Source organism: Microcoleus sp. MON1_C1, assembly GCF_036701945.1.
Lineage (GTDB): Bacteria > Cyanobacteriota > Cyanobacteriia > Cyanobacteriales > Microcoleaceae > Microcoleus.
In genome coordinates, this window is the sequence record NZ_JAUBRO010000035.1 from 36,241 (window position 1) to 58,775 (window position 22,535).

Annotated in this window: 19 protein-coding genes and 1 pseudogene; 12 read left to right on the top strand and 8 right to left on the bottom strand. The window is 45.3% G+C overall.

The genetic code is table 11. From position 1 onward, the window contains the following. Window positions 1-72: 72 nt before the first annotated feature. Complete coding sequence (locus QUA62_RS19645) at window positions 73-1,098, top strand: hypothetical protein (protein WP_333406136.1); 1,026 nt, start codon at window positions 73-75, stop codon at window positions 1,096-1,098. A gap of 318 nt (window positions 1,099-1,416) precedes the next feature. Here QUA62_RS19645 and QUA62_RS19650 read toward each other — a convergent pair whose 3' ends face one another. Continuing rightward, on the bottom strand, window positions 1,417-1,740 hold the full coding sequence (locus QUA62_RS19650) for a TMEM14 family protein (protein WP_190735279.1): 324 nt from the start codon (window positions 1,738-1,740) through the stop codon (window positions 1,417-1,419). Between the two features lie 126 nt (window positions 1,741-1,866). On the opposite strand from QUA62_RS19650, the gene QUA62_RS19655 reads away from it, so the two are divergent. The 4 genes from QUA62_RS19655 (at window position 1,867) to QUA62_RS19670 (ending at window position 5,482) form a co-directional block, all read left to right on the top strand. Further along, window positions 1,867-3,171 carry an ATP-binding protein gene (locus QUA62_RS19655; protein WP_333406138.1) on the top strand — a complete coding sequence of 435 codons (1,305 nt, stop codon included), beginning with the start codon at window positions 1,867-1,869 and terminating at the stop codon, window positions 3,169-3,171. Between the two features lie 238 nt (window positions 3,172-3,409). Further along, on the top strand, window positions 3,410-3,856 hold the full coding sequence (locus QUA62_RS19660; RefSeq protein ID WP_190739853.1) for a tellurite resistance TerB family protein: 447 nt from the start codon (window positions 3,410-3,412) through the stop codon (window positions 3,854-3,856). A gap of 152 nt (window positions 3,857-4,008) precedes the next feature. After that, window positions 4,009-4,434, top strand: a complete 426-nt coding sequence (locus tag QUA62_RS19665) for a thioesterase family protein (protein ID WP_333218668.1) — start codon at window positions 4,009-4,011, stop codon at window positions 4,432-4,434. Between the two features lie 76 nt (window positions 4,435-4,510). Beyond that, complete coding sequence (locus tag QUA62_RS19670) at window positions 4,511-5,482, top strand: putative 2-dehydropantoate 2-reductase (protein ID WP_333281364.1); 972 nt, start codon at window positions 4,511-4,513, stop codon at window positions 5,480-5,482. Between the two features lie 115 nt (window positions 5,483-5,597). Here the strand turns inward: QUA62_RS19670 and QUA62_RS19675 are convergent, their stop codons facing one another. From QUA62_RS19675 to menA, 4 genes are all read right to left on the bottom strand, one after another. Next, window positions 5,598-7,016: a 2-succinylbenzoate--CoA ligase gene (locus QUA62_RS19675; protein WP_333406139.1), complete on the bottom strand. Its 1,419-nt coding sequence runs from the start codon at window positions 7,014-7,016 to the stop codon at window positions 5,598-5,600. Between the two features lie 76 nt (window positions 7,017-7,092). Beyond that, a complete protein-coding gene (locus QUA62_RS19680; protein WP_333406141.1) occupies window positions 7,093-8,130 on the bottom strand; it encodes an o-succinylbenzoate synthase in 1,038 nt (345 codons plus the stop codon). 11 nt (window positions 8,131-8,141) lie between these two features. Continuing rightward, entirely contained in the window at window positions 8,142-8,942 is an 801-nt protein-coding gene (gene menH, locus QUA62_RS19685) for a 2-succinyl-6-hydroxy-2,4-cyclohexadiene-1-carboxylate synthase (RefSeq protein WP_333406143.1), read from the bottom strand. Window positions 8,943-9,084: 142 nt separating this feature from the next. After that, on the bottom strand, window positions 9,085-9,981 hold the full coding sequence (gene menA / locus QUA62_RS19690) for a 2-carboxy-1,4-naphthoquinone phytyltransferase (protein WP_333406145.1): 897 nt from the start codon (window positions 9,979-9,981) through the stop codon (window positions 9,085-9,087). 405 nt (window positions 9,982-10,386) lie between these two features. Here menA and QUA62_RS19695 point away from each other — a divergent pair, with 405 nt between their 5' ends. Continuing rightward, window positions 10,387-11,820 (top strand): isochorismate synthase, encoded by a 1,434-nt coding sequence (locus tag QUA62_RS19695; RefSeq protein WP_333406147.1) that lies wholly within the window; start codon window positions 10,387-10,389, stop codon window positions 11,818-11,820. A gap of 52 nt (window positions 11,821-11,872) precedes the next feature. Here the strand turns inward: QUA62_RS19695 and QUA62_RS19700 are convergent, their stop codons facing one another. Then, entirely contained in the window at window positions 11,873-12,172 is a 300-nt protein-coding gene (locus QUA62_RS19700) for an antibiotic biosynthesis monooxygenase (protein ID WP_333406149.1), read from the bottom strand. 73 nt (window positions 12,173-12,245) lie between these two features. Here QUA62_RS19700 and menD point away from each other — a divergent pair, with 73 nt between their 5' ends. Continuing rightward, the gene (gene menD, locus QUA62_RS19705; protein ID WP_333406151.1) at window positions 12,246-14,153 is read left to right on the top strand and encodes a 2-succinyl-5-enolpyruvyl-6-hydroxy-3-cyclohexene-1-carboxylic-acid synthase; all 1,908 of its coding nucleotides are present in this window, start codon (window positions 12,246-12,248) and stop codon (window positions 14,151-14,153) included. Window positions 14,154-14,197: 44 nt separating this feature from the next. Here menD and grxC read toward each other — a convergent pair whose 3' ends face one another. Next, window positions 14,198-14,512, bottom strand: a complete 315-nt coding sequence (gene grxC, locus QUA62_RS19710) for a glutaredoxin 3 (RefSeq protein WP_333406153.1) — start codon at window positions 14,510-14,512, stop codon at window positions 14,198-14,200. Window positions 14,513-14,776: 264 nt separating this feature from the next. On the opposite strand from grxC, the gene QUA62_RS19715 reads away from it, so the two are divergent. The 5 genes and pseudogenes from QUA62_RS19715 (at window position 14,777) to QUA62_RS19735 (ending at window position 21,379) form a co-directional block, all read left to right on the top strand. Next, complete coding sequence (locus QUA62_RS19715; RefSeq protein ID WP_006633950.1) at window positions 14,777-14,992, top strand: hypothetical protein; 216 nt, start codon at window positions 14,777-14,779, stop codon at window positions 14,990-14,992. 564 nt (window positions 14,993-15,556) lie between these two features. Beyond that, a pseudogene (locus tag QUA62_RS19720) lies at window positions 15,557-15,827 on the top strand (transposase); the annotation flags it as partial. A 36-nt stretch (window positions 15,828-15,863) separates the two neighbouring features. Continuing rightward, a complete protein-coding gene (locus QUA62_RS19725; RefSeq protein WP_333406155.1) occupies window positions 15,864-16,982 on the top strand; it encodes an alkene reductase in 1,119 nt (372 codons plus the stop codon). Between the two features lie 391 nt (window positions 16,983-17,373). Further along, window positions 17,374-18,381, top strand: a complete 1,008-nt coding sequence (locus tag QUA62_RS19730; RefSeq protein ID WP_190731608.1) for a protochlorophyllide reductase — start codon at window positions 17,374-17,376, stop codon at window positions 18,379-18,381. Window positions 18,382-19,213: 832 nt separating this feature from the next. Continuing rightward, a complete protein-coding gene (locus tag QUA62_RS19735) occupies window positions 19,214-21,379 on the top strand; it encodes a ShlB/FhaC/HecB family hemolysin secretion/activation protein (protein WP_333406158.1) in 2,166 nt (721 codons plus the stop codon). A gap of 58 nt (window positions 21,380-21,437) precedes the next feature. Here the strand turns inward: QUA62_RS19735 and QUA62_RS19740 are convergent, their stop codons facing one another. Next, window positions 21,438-22,430 carry an alpha/beta hydrolase gene (locus QUA62_RS19740; protein ID WP_333328184.1) on the bottom strand — a complete coding sequence of 331 codons (993 nt, stop codon included), beginning with the start codon at window positions 22,428-22,430 and terminating at the stop codon, window positions 21,438-21,440. Window positions 22,431-22,535 lie beyond the last annotated feature (105 nt).

Consider the following 22,535-nt stretch of genomic DNA (forward strand, 5'->3'; position numbering starts at 1 on the left):
ACTCAGTTTCCATTCAAAAAGGCAGATGTTCTGTATTGTATGCTGTTTAGGGAAACGAGGGATGAAAGACAGATGAATGAGTATCTCAAGGCATTCCAGGCTATTACCCTGTTTAGCGATCGATTGTTGGCAGACGAATATCAATCCGTGGAGATTAAACAGTCAGCTACCCAACTCAGTTTAGATGTGGAACCTTGTATTGACGAAATTAAGCAATCTGCCATCAGACTCAAGGGGCTACTTCAGGTATGTTTCAAAGATGTATCTCAGGCTGAGGATGTCTGGAATAGCAAGCCGAGAATTGCTGGAGCATCTCCTGTTGATGTCTGGGAGCAAATTGGCGAACTAAGCGGATGCGATGTGAGAATTCGCAGTTTAGGAAAACAGGGCAAATATGATGCTGTTGTTAAAGTTCGCAAATCTTGGAGCGACAAGGCGACCAAGTTAAAAACTCAGTGGTTTTTGTGGGATAAAAACCCTCAACTATTTCAAAGAGATACTATTGGTTTTTTTGACAAAGATAATTTGCACAAAGAGTTACGTAATGAAGTGGATTCCCAGGCAGAGCGAGTCAGTTTAATTATGGAGAATGAACTGAGTTTAATTTTTAAAGAATTACAATCTATTGATATAGAAAAAATTGAAGTTTGTATTGACTGCTTCGACCTCAACAGTCAATCTAAATTTAGAGAGCGACTACAATCAATAGGGGGAGAGATTGTATCTAAGTTTACGGAGCCACTGAAATATTTGCCGGATTCTTATATGAAGAGTTTTAAAGATACGTTGAAAGAACCTGTAGAAACTCTCGTTCATAAAAGCAATCTCGGAATTACTTTGGTGGATTTTGAAGAGTTCTGTAAAGTGATTGGCTTAATCCTAGATAATGTGATTCTAGCTGTTTTTGAAGAGCGCATGAAACTGGCAATTAAAACCGTTGAAAAAGCGATTAGATTCTACAATAATTTTTTATATAAGCAGGCGCGGTATCAGAAAGAGACGCCGGAACAGCGAGCGGCGGAAAAAGATTGGATCGAATGCCAGCGGCAGCAACTCAGGGAAGTTCAGCAGTATATTGATGCAGTCATCAATCATTAGTGGTTAGTTATTAGTAATTGGCAATTTGTAATTAGGAGTTACTAATTAGTGTTTTAACTACTAATTACTGACTCCTAACTGCTGAATTCACGCAAACAGGACTTACGCCGAACGTAATTAATTATTTACGGCTCCATGCACACCGCACCTTAGCGCTATAATTCGCGCGTTAAACCACTTTTTGCGTAAGTCTTGCTAAAAATAGATACAAGCCCCGTAATTACGTCATGAAAAAAAAAATTAGACTTTAGTTCAACCTCCCACTCAAGGCTGGGGAGTTAATCTAAAATCTAAAATCTAAAATCTAAAATCGAATGACTATTGATATTGACCGCTGATTTCGTAAACGATCGCGCCCAAAGACGCTAAGCTAGCTAAAATTAGCATTCCTGCCGGCATGAATTTTTGAGTTTTAACAAGGCGCACAATAAATACTATTACTAAAACAGCGGAGATGGCTGCTGCTAATGTTAAACCCCAACTTTGTCCCATAAGCTGGGCGGTGCCGGCAAAAATTAGCAGCGAACCGCTAATCAAGCCCGAAATGAGCGAGGCTTGGCTTTTGGCCTTGATATAACCCATGATGCCGCCAACGAGTGTTAAAATGCCGTAGCCGATCGCCGCTGCTGTACCTAAATTCATTTTTAATCCTCCCGATTTCACTCTTTGCATCTAAATTTATACAGCGCGGCCTGCAATTAGTGTCACGAATTGTTAGAAAATTTATTAAAGCCAGTCAGGATATGTAACTGTTATACAATTGCCATTATGTCAGCCCTAACTTCTGGTGCGATCGCCCAAATCCGTTACCTCCAGCGCCAAGCAGCATCCCTGCTGCTGTATCAATCAGTTCTCAAAAGCCCCGCCGGTCAAGCTTTTCTCGATTTGCTGCAAGCCCTTCACCACAGCGAAGTCAGCGGTTTGGAATGTCAGGTAGCTTACGGGAACTGGTTCAAAGTTCAGGCTGCTAAAAATTTAAGCTGGAAAGATTCTCTGATTTCCGAAATTCTCAAAGACGAAAACCCCTTTTCACGCCGAGCACAGCAAACAGATTTTGCAAGTTTGCCCCCCGCTTTGGTGGAGGCCGCCCGACATGATTTACAAGTGCTGCAAAATATTTACGAATGCAGCAGCGAACAGTTGAGCAAGTGGGTGCGGGTAGCGGGTAAACTTGACGCAGTGCCTCCGATTTGGCATTCAGAAACTGTAGCAGAACAGGGAGATTTGCCGCTGCACGGGAAACTAGAAAAATGGTCGAGCGCGGCGGAATCTTTGGCAGTTTATTACCGACAGTTTGGCACGGGTTTGTTTGCCGAATATCGCGCTTTTAGGTGGCGGGGAGGGCAGTTTGCGAGTATTTCACATCCCGATCGCATAACTTTAAAAGAGTTGGTTTGCTGCGATTGGCAGCGGGATGCTCTGGTGAAAAATACGGAGTTTTTGTTAGCAGGTTATCCGGCTTTGCACGTCTTGCTGTACGGGAGCCGCGGTTCGGGCAAGTCTTCTTTGGTGAAGTCGCTGTTAAATGAATTTGGCTCTCGCAATCTGCGTGTGATTGAAGTATCTAAATCGGATTTGCAAGATTTGCCGCTAATTGTCGAGCAGTTGCGGGGAGTTCCTCAAAAGTTTATTATTTTTGTGGATGACCTTTCCTTTGAGGAAGATGACGATGCTTTTAAAGCTCTGAAAGTTGTTTTGGAAGGAAATGTCACTGCTCGCTCTCAAAATGTGGTAGTTTACGCAACATCTAACCGCAGGCATTTAATTCGAGAGTTTTTTGACGACAGGCCTCGCCCCCGCGACGGAGATGAAGTTCACGCTTGGGATACTGTGCAGGAAAAACTTTCCTTTAGCGATCGATTTGGCTTGACTTTAACTTTTGAGCCGGCGGATCAAAACACTTATTTAACAATTGTCCGACATCTCGCAGAACTTGCTGGAATCAAACTCGCTCCCGAGGATTTGGATCACCGAGCTAAAGAATGGGCAACTCGCCGCAATGGGCGATCGGGCAGGACTGCGCGGCAGTTTGTTGATTTCCTGAAAGCAGATTTAGCCATTTTTCACAAGTAGATCGTCTGCGCTGCGAGGGCGGGTTTTACCTGAAATATGGGAAGGGAATTCATGAGCTGAATACACCCGCCATTGCAGCGCCAAAGGGCGAAAGAAAAATTCTTAAGTTTTTCATAATTTAATTGATAATAAATAACTAACACAATTTGATATAATTATCAAAATCCCCAAAGAAACCTCCAGAGCCAGAACCCCTCCTGACTCCATAAATCGACCACTAAATAATGAGGAAAATATCATGGGTTTATTTGATAAAGTATCGCAGACTCGTCAAGAAACGGACGTAACGTTAGGGCCGGCAGAAGCATTTGCGGCGATCGCGCTAATTGCCGTAGCAGCCGACGGTTACATCAATGACAGCGAAAGTAAAGCGATTAGCATGACGCTATCTCGGATGCAACTGTTCCGCAGTTATCCGGATGACGTGATGAGAAAAATGCTCGATCGCCTGCTGATGATTCTGCAACGGCAAGGAGTTGAGGTACTGTTTAATGCTGCTTTGGCAACGCTTCCCGACGAACTTAAAGAAACTGTTTTTGCTGTCACAACTGATATCGCTTTAGCAGATGGCGAGGTTTCAGAAGAAGAAGAACAACTTTTGAACGATCTTTACAGTGCATTGGGGCTTTCCGAAGATATTGCCCTCAAGATTATAGACGTGATGTTGATTAAGAACAAAGGTTAAGAAAGAAAGGGGAGGAGTGAGGAGGGCGAATTTTACAATATAAAAAATTAGCGCCTACTTACTTAGCTGACAACTTCTCCAAAAGTGCGGTTTTACCGATATGATGGTTGGTAAAATTGCGATCGAATTTGCGATCGCCGTTACTACCTCAAATGCCTTTCACTTACACCCGCACTGTTCGCTTTCAAGATACCGATGCTGCTGGAGTCGTTTACTTTGCTAACGTTTTGGCGATGTGCCACGAAGCTTACGAGGCATCTCTAGCAGCATCGGGAATCAATCTCAAAGCATTTTTCAGCAATCCCCAGGTTGCCTTTCCCATAATTCATGCTAGTGTAGATTTTTATCGCCCAATGTTTGCGGGCGATCGGCTGATGATTCAATTGATGCCGAAACAAGTTACTGGCGATGAATTTGAAATTGCCTATCAAGTATTTTCGGGGGAAGTTGCAGGAAGAAGCGCTGCTAAAGCTCTTACTAAGCACGTCTGCATAGATGCAGTTAGCCGAGATCGAAAACAGCTATCAGAAGACTTGATGCAGTGGATGAGGAAATTTGAGATTGAGATTTCAAATTAGTTCTATCTTTAAATAATAGCAGGGTATGACAGTCAAATTTCTGTTTTGTTGATATTATTTCTGACTTTTTGATATTATGTCAAATCGCAATTATGCCATTGTGGGCACGGGAGCTTTAGGCGGATTCTACGGTGCTAGACTGCAACAAGCAGGTTTAGAAGTCAATTTTTTGCTACGCAGCGATTACGATCAGGTCAGAAAACACGGTTTGATTGTCGAGTCTCCCGAAGGCGACTTCACCCTCCCCCACGTCCGCGCCTACCACAACACGCATAAAATGCCTAAGTGCGACGTAGTAATTGTAGCGCTGAAAACAACTCAAAATCACTTTTTGCCCCAAATTTTGCCTCCTTTATTAAAGGATAACGGGACGGTTTTAGTATTGCAAAACGGATTGAATGTCGAACCGGAAGTAGCTAAAATTGTTGGTGCAGAACGAGTGGTTGGCGGGCTGTGTTTTCTCTGCTCTTATAAAGTTGGGCCCGGTCACATCTGCCACCTAGATTACGGCACTATCACCCTGGGAGAATATGCCCAGGACTACAAAGCAATTGGTATTACTGATAGATTGCACCAAATTGCTAAGGATTTTAAACGTGCTCATATTCCTATTAAAATGAGCGAAGATTTGCTATTGTCAAGGTGGAAAAAGCTGGTTTGGAATATTCCTTATAACGGGCTGTCTGTAGTGTTGGATGCCAGAACAGATGAACTGATGGCTAATCCCGATACTCTGATTTTAGTCAAGGAAATGATGCGGGAAGTGATAGCGGGCGCCAAAAGTTGCGATCGCATTATTCCCGATGACTTTATCCCACAGATGCTCGAATACACTCAGAAAATGAAGCCTTACCGCACGAGCATGAAAATCGATTATGATGAATCGCGGCCCCTGGAAGTTGAGGCGATTTTTGGTAATCCGATACGGGTGGCGCAGCAAGCAGGTATTAAGTTGCCCCAAATAGAGGTAGTTTACCGAATGTTGAAGTTTGTGGATGTTCAAAGACAAGAAGCAGAGAAGACGAGAAGGCTGTTAGGTTTGTCGTAATTAGTCAGTTGACTGTTGACTGTTGACTGTTGACTGTTGACTGTTGACTGTTGTCAGGAGGCGGAAATAAGCATGAGAAATTCTGCCTTCTGCATTGATTGCGATCGCCTAATAATTATTGATATTTGAGCGCAATTTCTTGCAATTTTTCTCGATTAACTTTGCCTTGAGAATTGCGCGGCAATTGTTCGACGATTACCCAATATTTCGGTCGCTTAAACTTGCTCAACTTATCTTCTAGTGCCGCTTGCAGATTTTTGACAGTAACTTCGGAATTAGCGGGAACGTAGATAGCCGTAACGACTTGACCCCAATCTTTGTCTGGCAAGCCAATTACAGCAATATCCGCAACTAAATTAGTCGATCGCACAACGGCTTCAACTTCCGCCGGGAATACATTTTCTCCGCCTGTGATAATTTTGTCGCTGCTGCGTCCGACGATATTTAAGTAGTTATTTTTATCAAAAAATCCCAAATCGTCTAATTGGAAATATTCGCTATCGCCAAAATTTTTAGGATAATAACCCAACGCCAAAGATTTAGCATTTACCACAATATTTCCGATTTGATTATCGCACAAAATATCGCCCTTGGCACTGCGAATAGTTATTTTAGCGTGCGGTAAAATTTTACCGGAACTGTTATTGCCAGCGAGAAAATCTTGGGGTTTTAGTGTAGCAATTTGCGAGGCAGTTTCGGTCATGCCATAACTGGGCGCTAATTTGATTTGATAGTTTCTAGCTGTTTCTAAAAGTTCCGGCCACGCGGGAGCACCGCCCAAAAGTACGGCCCGAAACCGTCCCAGCCAATTAGCTGTATCTGGATTTTGCAGCAGCCGTTGCAGTTGAGTTGGAACTAAAGAAATGAAAAATTCTTCTGGTTCTATGTCGCTTTTTTTACCACTTTCTAATTCTTTAAATGGCTGAATAGCGAGTTTTCCTCCGGTAGTAAAGGAACGCATGAATTGCATTAAACCGCTGACATGATATAAGGGCAAAACGCAAAATGAGTTGATTTGGTCAACTTGAAAATATTGTTGAAAACCTTGTACTGATGCTGTTAGCGTTTCCCAAGTATGGATGGCAAAACGAATTTTTCCCGACGAACCGCCGGTGGGAATCATGATCGTATCAAAACCGCTTTTACCGGACGAATGGAATTCGCGGCTATACAAACGAAGTCCGCCTTCGCGGACTGGGATATGGGGATTTTTGGGAAGCGGATATTGTCCTAAAAATAGGTCTGGTTGGACTAAATCAAAGACTTGTTCCCATTCTGGTTTTACCCAGTTGGGATTGCAGAGAAAAATGGGGCCTTTGGCGGCGCGGGCGGCGGTGAAACTGGCAAGAAATTGCACGGGTTCTGGTTCGGCGAGGCAAATTTTTGGGGGTGTTTTTTGTGCGGGATTTTGGGTGATTTCAAGAAATACCCGATCGACAATTCGGGCAAATTCGCGACTGTCACAACCGATAAGCCAGTTATCGGGCAAGCCAGACTTGATATCCAGAATATTTACTGTGAGATTTGTTGCCATAGATGCTTTCACCAAATTTTTGGATTCAAAACAATTACCTAACCCGCTTGATTTAGTCGTGGGAGTAATCTAAAATCTAAAATCTAAAATCTAAAATCGAATGATTGTCATCGAACCAGCAATCGGTGCCGAAGCCGAGTGCTCTCTTATTTAAAGACAATTGTGTTGCTAAGTTTAATGCTGCTTGTTTGCCGATTTCTGTTTCAAATACTGATGAGAAAACAGCGTCTATATTGTGAGTTTGACAAAATTTTCGCAGTTGGGATGGAGAACCGCATATCGCAGGTTTAATGACGAAAATACCCCGCCAGCCTTGGCTGTAGCACTCTTGGATGCGATCGAGGTTGGCTGCAGATTCATCAAGGGCGATCCGAGTTGCATAAATAGCATTTAATTCTACCATTTCCTGAAACTGTGTTACGGGCAACGGCTGTTCCAAAAATTCAATGTCTGCAGAAAAATCGGGAGTTGCTTTTACCTCGTCGCAAGCTTGCAGCCATGTTTTAGCCTCCGAGTAACTGAGTCCCCCGTTGGCATCTAACCGCAAAAATGCCGCTTCTCGATCGCACAAATTGTGCATTGCTTGGATTAGCTGCTGAAAAATCTTTAATTCTTCCTTAATTGCAGCAACACCAATTTTCCATTTAAACGTGCGATATCCGTCTAACCAAAGCACTTGCAAAGCCTGCAAAGCTGTTTCACCTGCTGGCAATAAACCGCTGAACCGATTTTGCATTTTCTCCCCCTTTTGGGAAAGGTAAGTTAAATTTTCGCTTGTCTCCCCCCCTTGGCAAGGGGGGGCTGGGGGGGGTGAATTTTGCTCGTTTGATAGTGCTGACTCAAATCCAAATTGACAAGCAGGCAATTCAGCAGAAATAGAGAAAATCGTCTCTTCTGAAATATTAGTCGCCAGCGATTTACAAAAATCTAAAGCTTGCTCCAAACTTTCGGAACCAAACCAACTCAAAGGGGCAATCTCTCCCCAACCAATTTGATTATTTTCGCCCACAAGTCGCAGGATAATTCCCGATCGAATATCCCAAATGCCGTGACTTGTTTGCAGTGGACGCTTAAATTTTCGCTGATAAGTGCGAAACTCGAATTGATAAAGCATTAGTTTTTTAGTTAATCATAAAATTCTCTCACAACTGATCCAAAATTATCAATATTTTCAAAATGAATATTGTGGCCAGCTTTGGGTACAATTTCCAGAAGGGCGGCCGGACACAATTTGGCAATTTCGGTATTTATAGTTGTAAATTTATCATCATATTCTCCCGCTAGCAAGAGGAGAGGGATTTGATTTTGTGCCAGTTTTCCCCAGAGAGAGGGCTGGTTGCCGGTTCCCATATTGCGGAGTGATTTGGCTAACTCTAAGGGATTGTTTGCTAAGCGGGTTTCTATGAGTTTGTCGAAGTGGGGAGAGTTTTTTAAAGATTTGAATAAAGGGCGATCGTACCAGTTGAATAAAAAATCTTTAATGTTGCTCTTTTCCAGCTTTTGTGCTAGCTGTAAATCGGCTTCCAGGCGGTGCGATCGCTCTTTTTCTGTTTTCAATCCTGGCGAAGCTGACTCTAACACTACTTTCTCGAATCTTTCGGGAAAATGTAATGTCATGTAAAGTGCCAATCGCCCGCCCATTGAATAGCCCAACAACAAACATTTGTCTACTTGTAAATTATCTAATAACTCGATTAATGCTTGGGCAGTATTTGACATAGTGTAGCAACTTTCGTCGCCGTTGACTTGGGTTTTTCCGTGACCGGGAAGGTCAACTGCTAAGCAGCAATAACTGTTATAAAGTAAGGGAATGACGCTGCTAAAGTCTTGACTGCTGCCCGTGAATCCATGCAAAAATAAAAGTGTCGGCTGATTCTTGTTGCCAGTTAAGGAATAGTGAAAGTTATAATTATTAAATTTGTCCATATACAATTATACGATTCAATGTGAGGTACGGATTGCTGAATTAAAGAAGATTTTGAGAAGTCGCCCAACTCTGCCAACTCCACGAACTCCCTCAACTTAGCAAACCATACCTCAATTTTACCGGAATTCTCGATCGCCCGATCTACAAAGCAAACCCCAACGCCAGCAGCAATCCGCTCGAAAAATGCAGCGTAACTGCGATAAACTTAGAGTTGCTGACCTTTGCCGGTTGGTCGTGATAGTCTGTGACATGGTGGCAAAGGTCGATCGCAAATGGCAAACTCCCAAAAATCAACAGTGTCCAAATTGGGAACATTCCCAAAGCCACAAATACCACAGTGAAAACATAAATGCTGCCGCACAACCACTGCAACAACTGGGCACCTTTTTTCGTACCGAGTCGAACAATTGGGGATTTTTTACCCGCTGCCAAATCGTCCTCAACTTGGTGAAAATGGGAACAAAATAAAATGATACTCGTTGTAATTCCCACGATGGCCGAAGCCGCTAAATTAGTTGCAGACCAAGTTTGAGTTTGACTGTAATAAGCAGCGGCCAAGGCTAGCGGCCCGAAGGTGAAAAAGCAAATAATTTCTCCCAAACCCTGATAGCCAAGACGAAACGGAGGCCCTTGATAAGTGTAGCCGAGAGCACAGCACAAAACTACCAGCAAAATTACTGTTGGGTCTTTTTGCCACCAGCTTATGGCGCAAATTCCCGACACTCCAACTGCTAAAAACAGATTGGCTAGCCCGAAAATTAAAGTTTTATTTCCGGTTAAGTTAACTAGAGAATGCGCTTTGTTTTTATCGATGCCTGTTTCTGAGTCAAATACATCATTGCTGAGATTCAGCCATGCTATAATCAAAATGGCTGACATTAAAAATGTCGAAAAAATTGACGAATTAATCGTTTGAGTTTCGGCAAAAGCAATTGCAGTTCCTACTGAAATAGGAATCACCGCAACGCTGTACATGGGCGGCTTGATTGCCGCCAGCCACAATTTACTATTTGAACGTTCAATTAACTTTGTTGTCATTACACAAACTTGATTCAATTGATAGCAGCGTAGTAATTTTACAATTTTATTGGTGAAGAAACTCTACTCTGTATCGGGTTGAGTGCGCGGGGGGCATCCCTTGAGAGGCTTTGCGGGCGATCGCACGCCCGGTAATGCCCGTCTGCAAACCTCTGCGGGGTCGATCGCATGAGAGCCGAGATTGAGTCGCTCAATCTTAAAGTTTTATGTCTAAATGTTTCGATCGATCGCGCGTTGGGGAAGCCCTGGAAGAGGATCATCTGTTTTCTGCCCCAAGCGAGCCCAAACTTTCCGGGAAACTCGAAAGGTCATGTTTTGCGATCGCCCTCCCGTGCTTAGATCGAAATAGGGGTTCTAGCGGGACAAAACCGCACTCTTTCTGACAAATCTGCTATTCTCGCTTTCATGACAGTAATACCGCACCGCGCTAATCTTTTACAAGACCGCAATCAACTGCATCAGTTTCTGTTAGATTGCCAGCAGTCTTTAACGGAAAAAGATCAAACAAAGATAGTTAGTATTTCTCAGGAGATTGCCCCCGTCGATCCGCTAGTTGTACTTCAAGAGATTTCCGAACCTTGCCAGCGACACTTTTACTTTGAAAAAAGAGACCCTATTGCCGGCAACAGTTTTGCGATCGCCGCCCTAGATTCGGCCATCCATCTAACAGTAGCCGGAAGCGATCGATTTGCCCTCGCTCAAAATTTTATTCAATCTTGTCTTGCCCGAACAATTGCCATCGGTACAGAACGCTTGCCCTTCAGCGGGCCGCACTTTTTTTGTAGCTTTGCTTTTTTTGATGAGAATGTCGCCACCAATTCTTACTTCCCCCCTGGCACCGTCTTTTTACCAAAATGGCAGATTACTCGCCTGAAAGATAGCTGCACAATTGTTGCAAATGCTATCATAAATCGCGACATAAATATTAAGATTGTTACCGATAATATTTGGCAAAATTTTGATAAAATTGCGTCTCGGCCTTACCCAAAAATAACTTCTATTAGAAACAGTTCGATACTTTTAAAACAAATTCCTGTGAATGATGCCACTCAATTCAAAACATCTGTCAAGTCCGCTTTAGAATTTATCCAGTCTCAATATTTCAGTAAAATTGTTTTATCCCAAGCAATAAATGTCATTTCCAAAACCCCTTTTAGTTTAATAGACTCCTTAAATAACTTGCGCCTTACTTATCCCGGTTGCTACGTATTTTCCACCAGTAACGGCCAAGGTCAAAATTTTATCGGTGCCAGTCCAGAACGCTTAATCAGCATTCACAAAAATGAATTAGTAACAGATGCCTTAGCTGGTTCGGCACCGAGGGGGAAAAATGAAGCGGAAGATGCGAATTTAGGCAAAGGTTTACTCAACAGCGAAAAGGATATTCGAGAACATCGAGTTGTAATTGATTTTATAGTCGATCGCCTGTCGAGTCTCGGCATCAATCCCGAATTTTCCCCGGTTCCCAGGCTGCTGCAACTGTCAAACATTCAGCATTTGTGGACACCCATAAGGGCTAGAATTCCCCGTGATATTCATTTATTAAAGATTTTATCCCAACTGCATCCAACGCCAGCGGTGGCGGGCGTACCGAGAGATATTGCCCTACAGCAAATTCGCGGCTGCGAAAGCTGCGATCGCTCTTTGTACGCAGCACCCCTCGGCTGGATCGATCGCACCGGCAACGGCGAATTTGCCGTCGGCATTCGATCGGCTTTAATCGATGGCGATCGGGCTATACTTTATGCTGGTGCTGGTATTGTGGCGGGTTCCGAACCCGAAAAAGAACTAGCAGAAATTCAGCTCAAATTGCAGGCACTTTTAAATGCGTTAGTTTAATTCAGCTCATTTGCAGAATGTAGAGTTGTCTGGCTAATTGATTGAGTCTGTGTTAATGTTTAATTTTCACCTCCTCAAAATGTTCTACTATGGGAAAAGGATCGTAAAAATGGTGAAGCATTCTTTTCCACTCTTGATATTGAGCGGAATTCCTAAATCTAATGGTATGAGCTTCTAAATTTTCCCATCTCACCAATAATAGATATTTTCCTTGAACTTCTGTGCAGCGATGAAGTTCGTGAGATAAATATCCATCTATAGACGCTATCAGACTGGAGGCTTCTCTAAAAGCTATCTCAAAATCCCTCTCACACCCAGATTTGACATTAAGCACAACCGCCTCAAGAATCATAAAAATGTATCCTGACAATTATTTGAGTATAATATCCTAGCACAATACAGAGTTGAGCTACTCAGGTTTAGCAATGCCAATAGATTTTCGCAACACAAATACCGTCTGGGCTTCCGTATTAGCAGAAACTTTGCAGCGGTTGGGATTAACTACCGCCGTGATTTGTCCCGGTTCGCGATCGGCACCGCTAACAATAGCCTTTGCTCAAAACAAAAAAATAGAAACTATTCCCATACTCGACGAACGTTCAGCCAGCTTTTTCGCATTAGGAATTGCCAAAAAATCCTATTTGCCAACCGCACTAATTTGCACATCGGGAACCGCCGCAGCCAACTTTTATCCGGCGATAATTGAAGCCAGAGAAAGTCGAATTCCGCTGCTAATATTCACTGCCGATCGACCTCCCGAACTGCGGGACTGTCACGCCGGACAAGCGATCGACCAAGTGAAAATATACGGCAATTATCCCAACTGGCAAGCCGAATTAGCGATACCTTCTGCGTCCAGAGGAATGCTAGACTATCTGCGGCAGGCGATCGTGTATGCTTGGGAGCGATCGCAATTTCCAACACCAGGCCCCGTCCACCTCAATATCCCGTTTCGCGACCCGCTTGTACCCATTCCAGACATAGCCGTAGAAGCTTTAGAAACAGAATTTAATCCCGAAGATTTCTTTGCAGGATTAGAACCCATTTTCGCAGGAGAAAGCTCTACCCCCCCCAGCCCCCCCTTGTTAAGGGGGGGAGAAGAAAGTACAATGCAACAGTGGCAAAAGTGCAGCAAAGGGATTATTATTGCAGGCGTTGCACAGCCTCAATTTGCCGAAAAATACTGTAGTGCGAGCGCCCAAATTTCCCAATTATTAAACTGGCCAGTTTTAGCAGAAGGACTATCCCCAGTCAGAAACTACGCCCAACTCAATCCTTATCTAATTTCCACCTACGATTTAATCCTGCGGAACCGCGAACTAGCAGATAAATTAACCCCAGAAATCGCCCTTCAAATCGGAGACTTACCCACAAGCAAAGAACTGCGAAACTGGCTAGACAAAACCCAACCAAAACGCTACATAATCGACCCCAGCCACCACAACTTCGATCCGCTACACGGCAAAACAATTCACCTGCGAACCTCTATAGAGCATCTAGCCACTGCTATTTCCCCTCAAGTCCCCCCCCTTAGCAAGGGGGGGTTAGGGGGGGTTCTAACCACTGCTACCACTAATATCCCCCCTCAAGTCCCCCCCCTAAACAAGGGCGAGTCAACTCAAATCCCCCCCCTTAGCAAGGGGGGGTTAGGGGGGGTTCTAACCTCTCCATCAAACGAATACCTCCAACTTTGGCGCAACACCGAAACCCAAGTCAGACAAACAATAGACCAAAAAATATCAACAATTAACAACATAATCGAACCCAAAGTTTCCTGGCTGCTTTCCCAAATTTTGCCACCTGGAACACCGATATTTATTGCCAACAGTATGCCCGTCAGAGATGTAGAGTTTTTCTGGAAGCCAAACAACTTAGAAATAAAACCTTTTGTCAATCGCGGCGCTAACGGTATAGACGGCACATTATCAACAGCTTTAGCTGTTGCTCACCGCAATCAAAGCAGCATCATGCTAACAGGCGATTTAACACTTTTGCACGATACGAACGGTTTTTTAATTAAAAATAAATTTGTCGGTCATCTGACAATCATATTAATTAATAACAACGGTGGCGGAATTTTTGAAATGTTGCCCGTTGCCAAATTTGACCCGCCCTTTGAAGAGTTTTTTGCCACGCCGCAGCAGATAAATTTTGCTCAGTTGTGTGCAACTTACGGCGTGGAACACGAGATAATAGACGATTGGGAACAGTTCAAACAAAAATTAAGTTTTTTGCCAAATAGCGGGATTCGCGTCTTAGAATTGCAAACAGACAGGCGCGCCGATGCTAAATGGCGGCAAGATAATCTAAGTAAATTTGCCAAAGATTTGTAAATTTGTAGGTTGAGCCGGTGGAAGGAAACCCAACCTACACTAATTTAAACTGCTGGTTGAGCTAGCAGCGGATCTAACTGTCCATCTGAATCGAGTTTGTGAATGTCATCGCAGCCGCCTACGTGTTGCTTATTAATGAAAATTTGGGGCACGCTGCGGCGTCCGTTAGCGCGCTCGGCCATTGCTTTTCTAGCGGCTTCGTCGCCATCAATTTTGTATTCCGTGAAATTTACGCCTTTCCACCACAGCAAAGTTTTGGCGCGGATGCAGTAGGGACAGGTTTGCCAAGTATAGATTTCCACATTGGCTTTGATGCGATCGGGCTTGCGGCCCAAGATGGGATTGAGAAAATCAAGCATTTTCGGTACTGGGGTAAAAATTAAACTGGTTGGGGGATTAACGATCATCTTAGCGAAATGCCGTCAGCCCCACGTCCTACCCAAAAATCGGCGCGGGATGGAATTTCCCGCCGCCACCTGTGGCACTGTGACCCAAGTCACAACTTTACTCTACTCGGATCACTTGCTTTCACCCTAGAGAATCACCTTCGCGCCCTTATTAATATCACCGATATTTTAAGGAAACCAGAAGATGATAGATATATCGAATTCAACCGCACTGCCATGCACCCCGTACAACTCCTCCCCGGCGCTATCTCTGAAATCCTCGCTTCTGTAACCGATACAGGCGTTTTGACTCTGGCGGATCGCTACGGTTTGATGGCCGCCACCTTCGACGACTCTCTGAATGACGAAGACAGAGGCTGTATCAACCGCTTGCTGCGGGCGGTGCTCAGAGGCCGAGTGAAAGTGGTCAACGAACTTTCAGCAGCATTCTAATCGGGATTTGAAGTTTTGTTCTGAAGGCAGGGTGAGTCAGCGGTAGATGAAAATAGTGGAAACTCAGGCAGGAGTGGAAACAGCGGTAATTTGAATTCGATTTAAAAGTTTTTTCCTCTAACTCAACAACGGTTTTTTTGTCAAAGCAGCCTTTACCGGCTGCTTTTTTTTTGATTTAATCGCGGATTTCCAGGTTGTACTGGCGGCAGAGGGCGATCAGTTTTTGTTGGAAGCGATCGCGCACATTGAAACTTGTGTTTTAACCACGTCTAAAGCTTCTATTTTGGGCGGGAAACAACCTAAAACCCTATCAGGGATTGAAACCCAGCAGTCAGCACCCTAACTAAGAACTTCCGCCGTGCCGGAAACAACCTAAAACCCTATCAGGGATTGAAACCTTGCCTCTTTCATTGACAAAAAATACGGACGGAAAGCCGCAATCAACCTAAAACCCTATCAGGGATTGAAACTTTCGGAAGTATTCACCAGAGGAGGAGACAGGAGGAAAGAGGGTATTCTTCTCCTGACTCCTGACTCCTGACTCCTTCTTCGCCGGAAAAAAGTTTACTTCCAACACTTGTCGCAGCACAGGTAGTGGTCATAGATAATCTCACCTTTGATAAAAGTGGTCGGATTCAGGAATTGATTCAAACAGCAGGGTGTAGACTATTATATTTACCGCCATACTCTCCAGAGTTTAACAAAATTGAACAAAGAAGAGTCTTGGCTAAAAAGTCAAATTCGCAAACAGCTTGATGAGTTTGATTGCTTACGTTTTGGCCACCCTTGGATGTCTTGTGCCTTGCATCCTAACACGGGCAGTTGCTATATGTGATTTCCCAGATTATTCAGTTGATAAAACCTCAAAATTATGACCAATCAAACAACTTCTCCACTCCTACTCAGCCCCTTAAAAATCGGAGATTTATCCTTAAAAAATCGGGTAGTCATGGCACCCCTAACGAGAGCCAGAGCCGGTGAAGCGCGGATGCCCAACGCCTTGATGACAGAGTATTACACTCAGCGAGCCTCCGCTGGTTTAATCATTACAGAAGCCACAGTGGTTTCTACTCAAGCTAATGGTTGGCTCAATACGCCCGGTATTTATTCAGACGAGCAAGGCGAAGCTTGGAAACAAATTGTGACTGCGGTTCATGCCCGCGAAACACCGATTTTCATGCAGCTTTGGCACACCGGACGAGCTTCCCACAGCAGTTTTCATGAAAACAATCAATTGCCAGTTGCAGCCTCTGCCATCAAAATAAACGGAGAAGGCATTCATACCCCTCTAGGCAAACAACCCTACGAAACCCCCCGCGCTCTAGAAACCCATGAAATCTCCCTGGTTGTAGAAGATTATCGCAAGGCAGCCGAACGGGCAAAAATGGCGGGTTTTGACGGTGTAGAAATTCACGCGGCAAACGGCTATCTCATTGACACGTTCCTGCAAACCAAAACCAATCACCGCACAGATTCCTATGGCGGCACAGTTGAAAACCGTTACCGTTTTCTTAAGGAAATTGTCGAGGCGATTATCACAGTATTTCCGGCAAACAGAGTGGGAGTTAGGCTTTCTCCCAACGGTATTTACAATGATATGGGTTCTCCAGAATATCGGGAAGATTTTCTGTATTTCGCAGGGCAGTTAAATGCCTATGATTTAGCTTACCTTCACTTGGTGGACGGTTTGGCTTTTGGCTTTCATGAATTGGGAACGCCCATGATGATAGCAGAGTTTGGCGATGTGTTTGCAGGGCCGCTCGTCGGCAACTGCGGATATACTCAAGAACAGGCTGAAACGGCCCTGAGCAGCAAAGTTGCGGATTTAATTGCTTTCGGTCGGGATTTTATCAGCAATCCCGATTTGGTAGAGCGTTTTACTAATGGTTGGCCGCTCAATCCGCCTGCTGAAGTCGGCGTCTGGTATTCTTTTGGGCCTGAAGGTTATATCGATTTCCCTACCTATCAGGAACCCGCAGCTATTTCTTAGTTGAGTTGGTTGGGGCGGGTTTATCAATAAATACCGAGTATGTGCATCATAGATAATGGTGAACCCGCCCCTAAAAGATTTACGGTTAATTTCTCAAAATACGAGTCGGAGTTGGAGCCATATTTAATTTTCATCGCCCGTTGAGAGCGAGCATCTCCTATTTGTAAAAACACTTCTTCTGCCTCCGGCCTCCTGGCTTCTGCCTCCTGCCTCCTGCCTCCTGTCTCCGGCCTCCAATTTCGGGCTTGGCTGCAAAAGTGAGAGGCTCCCAGTTGAGATCGAGAACGTTTCCCCATATCCTAATAACCATAGGGTACTTCCAAACATCCAAGCTGCTAGCTCAGCGTTTGAGTGCCTGAAAAAAATCAATAGCGGAAGCGCTTTTAACAAGATGGCACAAAATCACAAATCAACGGTTATCATCACCGGCGCTTCCTCCGGCGTCGGTTTGTACGGCGCGAAAGCTCTCGCAGACAAGGGATGGCACGTAGTCATGGCCTGTCGGGACGTGCGGAAAGCCGGAGACGCAGCCCAAGAGTTGGGCATACCTCAAGGCAGTTTCTCCATCATGGAGATTGACTTGGGCGATTTGGAGAGCGTGCGTCGGTTTGCTCGGGCATTTAAGGCCAGCGGCAGGCCTCTGGACGCTTTGGTGTGCAACGCCGCCATTTATATGCCTTTGATTAAAGAACCGCTGCGGAGCCCGGAGGGTTACGAGTTGACGATGACTACCAATCACCTGGGTCATTTCCTGCTGTGCAACCTGATGATGGAAAATATGAAGCCTTCCTATTATTCCGATGCGAGAATCGTGATTTTGGGAACCGTGACTCACAATCCAGACGAGTTGGGCGGGAAGATTCCGCCGCGCCCGGATTTGGGCAATTTTGAGGGTTTTGAAGCGGGTTTCAAAGACCCGATTTCGATGGCTGACGGCAAGAAGTTTGAACCGGTCAAGGCTTACAAAGATAGCAAAGTTTGCAACGTGCTGACGATGCGGGAATTGCACCGCCGCTTTCACGAATCCACGGGGATTACTTTCACTTCGCTGTATCCGGGATGCGTTGCGGATACGCCGCTGTTCCGCAACCACTATCCTTTGTTTCAGAAGCTGTTCCCGCTGTTTCAGAAGAATATCACCGGGGGTTACGTGTCGCAGGAGTTGGCGGGGGAAAGGCTGGCGATGGTGGTTGCCGATCCCGAATACAAGCAATCTGGGGCTTATTGGAGTTGGGGGAACCGCCAGAAAAAAGATGGTAAGTCTTTTGTGCAGAAGGTTTCTCCCCAGGCCCGCGATGATGAAAAAGGCGAGCGGATGTGGGAGTTGAGCGCTAAGTTGGTGGGATTGACTGACGGCGCTCAAATGGGTGCTGCAGCTAGTGCGGGCCGGTCTGCATAATTCACAGTTACAAATCCCCTTTATCAGGCTTGGCGGTTGAAACGGCGTCTACGCACAGGAGGTGGGTAGACGCGGACTCAATAATAAAGGGGGTCTTAAAGTCGGATTTGGTATGATATCAATTCCGGTTGCACTCCTCCGGAATTGTTGACTGTTGACTGTTGCCTGTTGACGGGCGGGTCGAAAAACTGAATGGTTGAGTGTTAACTGTTGTTGACTGTTGACTGTTGACGGGCAGGTCGAAAAACTGAATGGTTGAGTGTTAACTGTTGAGTCGATTTTATTATTTCGATGCAACCGGAAACGATATGATGCACCAAAATCAAAGAAACCGGGTTTTTTAGTGGCTCTGCAGGTTGTAACTCACATCTTGCACTATTCTTAAGAACAGGCAAGATGCCTGTTCCACAAGAAAATTTCTCTCTTGTGGAACAGGCATCTTGCCTGTTCATAAAAAGATTATTGAGAATGGTGCAAGAACTCAGTTGTAACCCGTCTTTTCGGAAACAACCCGGTTTCTGGTTTACCCTGGCGTCTAGGACTGTTCTGGTCGCTGCCTTAGCATGAAAGCGTAGGTTTTGCAACCAAAAATATAGGCTTTTTTTTACTGTTTACGATCGACTTACACGATATTTTTTCGGATAAAAATCCGGTTGGTGCGTAAGTGTTGGGAAATGAACAGCCGTCGATCGACCTTTTGGTTTGTAGCGTCGCCCAAACTGCTGGCTGCGACGGCTGTTTCCTTTTTTGCTGTTAAGATTGATTTTTACTTGAGGGTGCTAAGTTCCTGAAAATATTTTCCCCCACTTAAGCGAGATAATAATTATATTCTATGGCTTGTCGATCGCAAAAACTATTTTTATTCGCTGGTATTTTTGGGTTAGTTTTGTTGGGAAAACCAGCGAAAACATCCGCTAGCACAGTTGAAGTTTTGACCTCAAATGTTGAGGATTTGGCAGCAGTCAGCAGCGGAGGCGATCAAGCTTTAGCCCCCAACGATACCACTTTTGACAAACGCGAAGACTTGCCGATAAAAGACGAGGAAACGCAGTTACCCACAGAGTCAGAACAATCGGTGGCGGCGGAAACTCCCGACTTACCGCCGTCTGCGGCAAATTCAGTCGATGTGACATCTTACACCATTCTCAAGAACAGGCAAGATGCCTGTTCCACAAGGAGTGAGTTTTCTTGTGGGGTGGGCATCCTGCCCGCCCGTAAAAGGCTTATTGACAATGGTGCAACATCTCAGGCCGATCGCACTTTCAGCACAAAAACTCAAGAAACCCAGCTTTTTAACTCAGATCAAAAGCTAGAAGAAAATATTGACCGACAAAAAATTGATTTGGGTATCGATCGCGACTTGCAACTGAGTCAACTGCCCAACCCAATTTTGCCGCGAGAACCCGAATTACCAGCTCCTGAGCCGCCGCAACCGCCTGCGCCGTCTCCCCTCCAACCCACCCAGCCAACACCCGCTGAAAGCGAAATTACACCGGGGATTCCGGGTACAATTAAGGTCGCTGGCTTTGAATTTGAGGGCAACACGGCTTTTAGCGATCGCGAACTCGCAGAAGTTACGCAACAGTTTGCGGGGCGCGAAATCACCTTTGCTGAACTGATCGCAGCCGAAGCAGCCGTCACTCAAAAATATGTAGCGGCAGGATACATCAATTCCGGCGCTGTAATTCTCGCCAACCAAACCTTTCCGAGAGACGGAGGTGTGGTGAAAATTCGGATTGTAGAAGGCGGATTAGATGAAATTGTGATTACTGGAAACAGGCGCTTAAATTCAAATTACGTGCGATCGCGCCTTGAGCGCGCTACCAGACGCCCCCTCAACCGATCTCGGTTGCTGGAAGCCTTGCAATTGCTGCAACTCGACCCCTTAATTGCCAATATTTCCGCCGAATTGCAAGCCGGAAGCCGCCCGGAAAACAGCCGCTTAGAAGTGCGGGTAAAAGAAGCAAACAGCTTTAGCGGTGAAGTGTTCGCAGACAACAACCGATCGCCCAGCGTCGGCAGTTTTCGGCGCGGTGTTCGCATCAATCAAGCAAATTTGCTCGGTTTGGGCGACGGATTAGAGGTATCTTATGCTAACACCGACGGTAGCAACGAATTCAACGGCAGCTACACAGTCCCCGTCAACGCGCGCAACGGCACGATTGGGTTAGCTGCGAGTGCTGCTAGCACCAATATCATCGAGGAACCGTTTGATGCTGCTGAAATTGAGGGGAAATCGCGGACTTACGAGTTAACTTACCGCCAGCCGATTGTCGAAAAGCCCGATCGCACTTTGGCTTTGGGACTGAGTTTTTCCCGGCAAGAAAGCGATACATTCCTGTTGGGGGAAAGATTTGCGCTTTCGGCGGGAGCAAACGAGCGCGGCGAAACCCGGGTTTCGGCTGTGCGCTTTTTTCAAGAATACGTGCAGCGGAGTTCCAACCAAGTGTTCGCGGCGCGATCGCAGTTTTCCCTCGGCACTAATCTGTTCGGCGCTACTGCGAACGATAGCGGGCGTGACAGCCGCTTTTTGGCGTGGCGCGGACAAGCGCAGTACGTGCGGCTGCTAGCGCCAGAAACCTTGCTGATTGTGCGTTCCGATATTCAATTAGCCGATCGCCCTCTGCTTTCCCTCGAACAAATTGGGATCGGCGGGGTTCAAAGCGTGCGCGGATACCGCCAAGATTTGCTGTTAACTGATAGCGGTGCGATCGCGTCTGCAGAAGTGCGAATCCCGGTTTGGCGTGTCCCGGAAGTCGAAGGATTGTTGCAAGTCGCTCCGTTTATCGATTTTGGGCTAGGGTGGAACCAGTCGGAGGAAAAGGCGAATCCTGAGTCGGATAAACTGCTGGGTGCGGGTTTGGGGCTGGTTTGGCAGATGGGCGATCGGTTGAATGTGCGTTTAGACTACGGTATTCCTTTGATCAATGCTCGATCGGGCGATCGAACTTTGCAGGAAAAAGGCTTATACTTTCGGATTAATTACTTTGCTTTCTAAATTTTAGGTTGGGTTGAGTGCGATCGAACTCCAACACTTCTCTTCGCCCAACACTACTTTAAGTCCTCTCAATCAGTTGATGAACCGCACTAACCACCAATTCAGGCCGATCTAGCGGTACAAGATGCCCACTATTTTCTGCAATGATATGTTGGCTATTTGAGGATAGTTGGGTCAAGTCTAGCTGAAGTAATGCCCATTGCTGGAATCTTTCATCACTCATCTCTGGATTTTTAGAGCCTTGACTTAATACAATCAAAGGCAGGTTCCCCAGTAGTGTACTCGCTTGCAGTTGCTTAAAGCTGCTTTTCATGTTGGCAAGCTCACTTGATATAGTTGCCCAATAACAGGGGCGGTAACAGGAAGATTTGTAGGTATCAAATAGAGCTTGCACTGCCAACGGATATTTTTGAATTTCTTGTTTGATATTCTTAAACATTGGCAACAGATTCATATCTCCGATTAATCGTAACACTCCAACCCGACTGGCAATTGCCAGAAGCTGATAAAGCAAAATTGCCATTTTCATACGCTTCCATATTGCGGGTGTTATTTGATCTTCATGGACAGAATCAACCAGCACCAGTCCGACCACTTCTTCTGGATATTGACTGGCATACAGTCGCATATTGCCTCCACCCAACGAGTGTCCAACTAAAATGTAGGGAGGTTCGATCTCAGCTTTGGCCAACAGGGCGTGTAATTCATCAACACTCTGCTGACTTGTGCGAGGTATCCTGGGATTGGGATCGCTCCAACCCAACCCTGCTCGATCGTAGGTACAGACACGAGTAAACTTAGCAATTTCAGATGGAACCAAGCCCCACGTAATTGAGGAAGCACCACCGCCAGCATCCATGATGACTGTTGGTGTCCCTTGTCCCACACAGTTGAGATGTAGACGAAATCCCCCCATATCAAACAGTTCACCCTGCGGAGGATACTTACGTCGATCAATTACTTGACTGACTGCTTGATAGAGAATCCCAGCAAATAAGCTGATTGCACTAATACCTAGAGCAAGCACGATCAATTTTTCTGTGGTTGTCATAGCAAAATTTATAGAACTGATACCATCGATACTGCAAAATCTGATAGCGGGTACTGAGCCATGCGCGTCGAAAGGGTGCTAAAATCTATTCCTGCTTGACGTTGA

Bases quoted from the DNA above. Each gene is read 5' to 3' on its own strand.
- QUA62_RS19650 (WP_190735279.1), bottom strand. From the start codon at position 1,740: ATGAATTTAGGTACAGCAGCGGCGATCGGCTACGGCATTTTAACACTC.
- QUA62_RS19655 (WP_333406138.1), top strand. From the start codon at position 1,867: ATGTCAGCCCTAACTTCTGGTGCGATCGCCCAAATCCGTTACCTCCAG.
- QUA62_RS19695 (WP_333406147.1), top strand. From the start codon at position 10,387: ATGACAGTAATACCGCACCGCGCTAATCTTTTACAAGACCGCAATCAA.
- QUA62_RS19740 (WP_333328184.1), bottom strand. From the start codon at position 22,430: ATGACAACCACAGAAAAATTGATCGTGCTTGCTCTAGGTATTAGTGCA.
- QUA62_RS19680 (WP_333406141.1), bottom strand. From the start codon at position 8,130: ATGCTTTATCAATTCGAGTTTCGCACTTATCAGCGAAAATTTAAGCGT.
- QUA62_RS19675 (WP_333406139.1), bottom strand. From the start codon at position 7,016: ATGGCAACAAATCTCACAGTAAATATTCTGGATATCAAGTCTGGCTTG.
- QUA62_RS19660 (WP_190739853.1), top strand. From the start codon at position 3,410: ATGGGTTTATTTGATAAAGTATCGCAGACTCGTCAAGAAACGGACGTA.
- QUA62_RS19715 (WP_006633950.1), top strand. From the start codon at position 14,777: ATGCACCCCGTACAACTCCTCCCCGGCGCTATCTCTGAAATCCTCGCT.
- QUA62_RS19700 (WP_333406149.1), bottom strand. From the start codon at position 12,172: ATGATTCTTGAGGCGGTTGTGCTTAATGTCAAATCTGGGTGTGAGAGG.
- grxC (WP_333406153.1), bottom strand. From the start codon at position 14,512: ATGCTTGATTTTCTCAATCCCATCTTGGGCCGCAAGCCCGATCGCATC.
- QUA62_RS19665 (WP_333218668.1), top strand. From the start codon at position 4,009: ATGCCTTTCACTTACACCCGCACTGTTCGCTTTCAAGATACCGATGCT.
- menD (WP_333406151.1), top strand. From the start codon at position 12,246: ATGCCAATAGATTTTCGCAACACAAATACCGTCTGGGCTTCCGTATTA.
- QUA62_RS19730 (WP_190731608.1), top strand. From the start codon at position 17,374: ATGGCACAAAATCACAAATCAACGGTTATCATCACCGGCGCTTCCTCC.
- QUA62_RS19670 (WP_333281364.1), top strand. From the start codon at position 4,511: ATGTCAAATCGCAATTATGCCATTGTGGGCACGGGAGCTTTAGGCGGA.
- QUA62_RS19725 (WP_333406155.1), top strand. From the start codon at position 15,864: ATGACCAATCAAACAACTTCTCCACTCCTACTCAGCCCCTTAAAAATC.
- QUA62_RS19645 (WP_333406136.1), top strand. From the start codon at position 73: ATGAATGAGTATCTCAAGGCATTCCAGGCTATTACCCTGTTTAGCGAT.
- menA (WP_333406145.1), bottom strand. From the start codon at position 9,981: ATGACAACAAAGTTAATTGAACGTTCAAATAGTAAATTGTGGCTGGCG.
- menH (WP_333406143.1), bottom strand. From the start codon at position 8,942: ATGGACAAATTTAATAATTATAACTTTCACTATTCCTTAACTGGCAAC.
- QUA62_RS19735 (WP_333406158.1), top strand. From the start codon at position 19,214: ATGGCTTGTCGATCGCAAAAACTATTTTTATTCGCTGGTATTTTTGGG.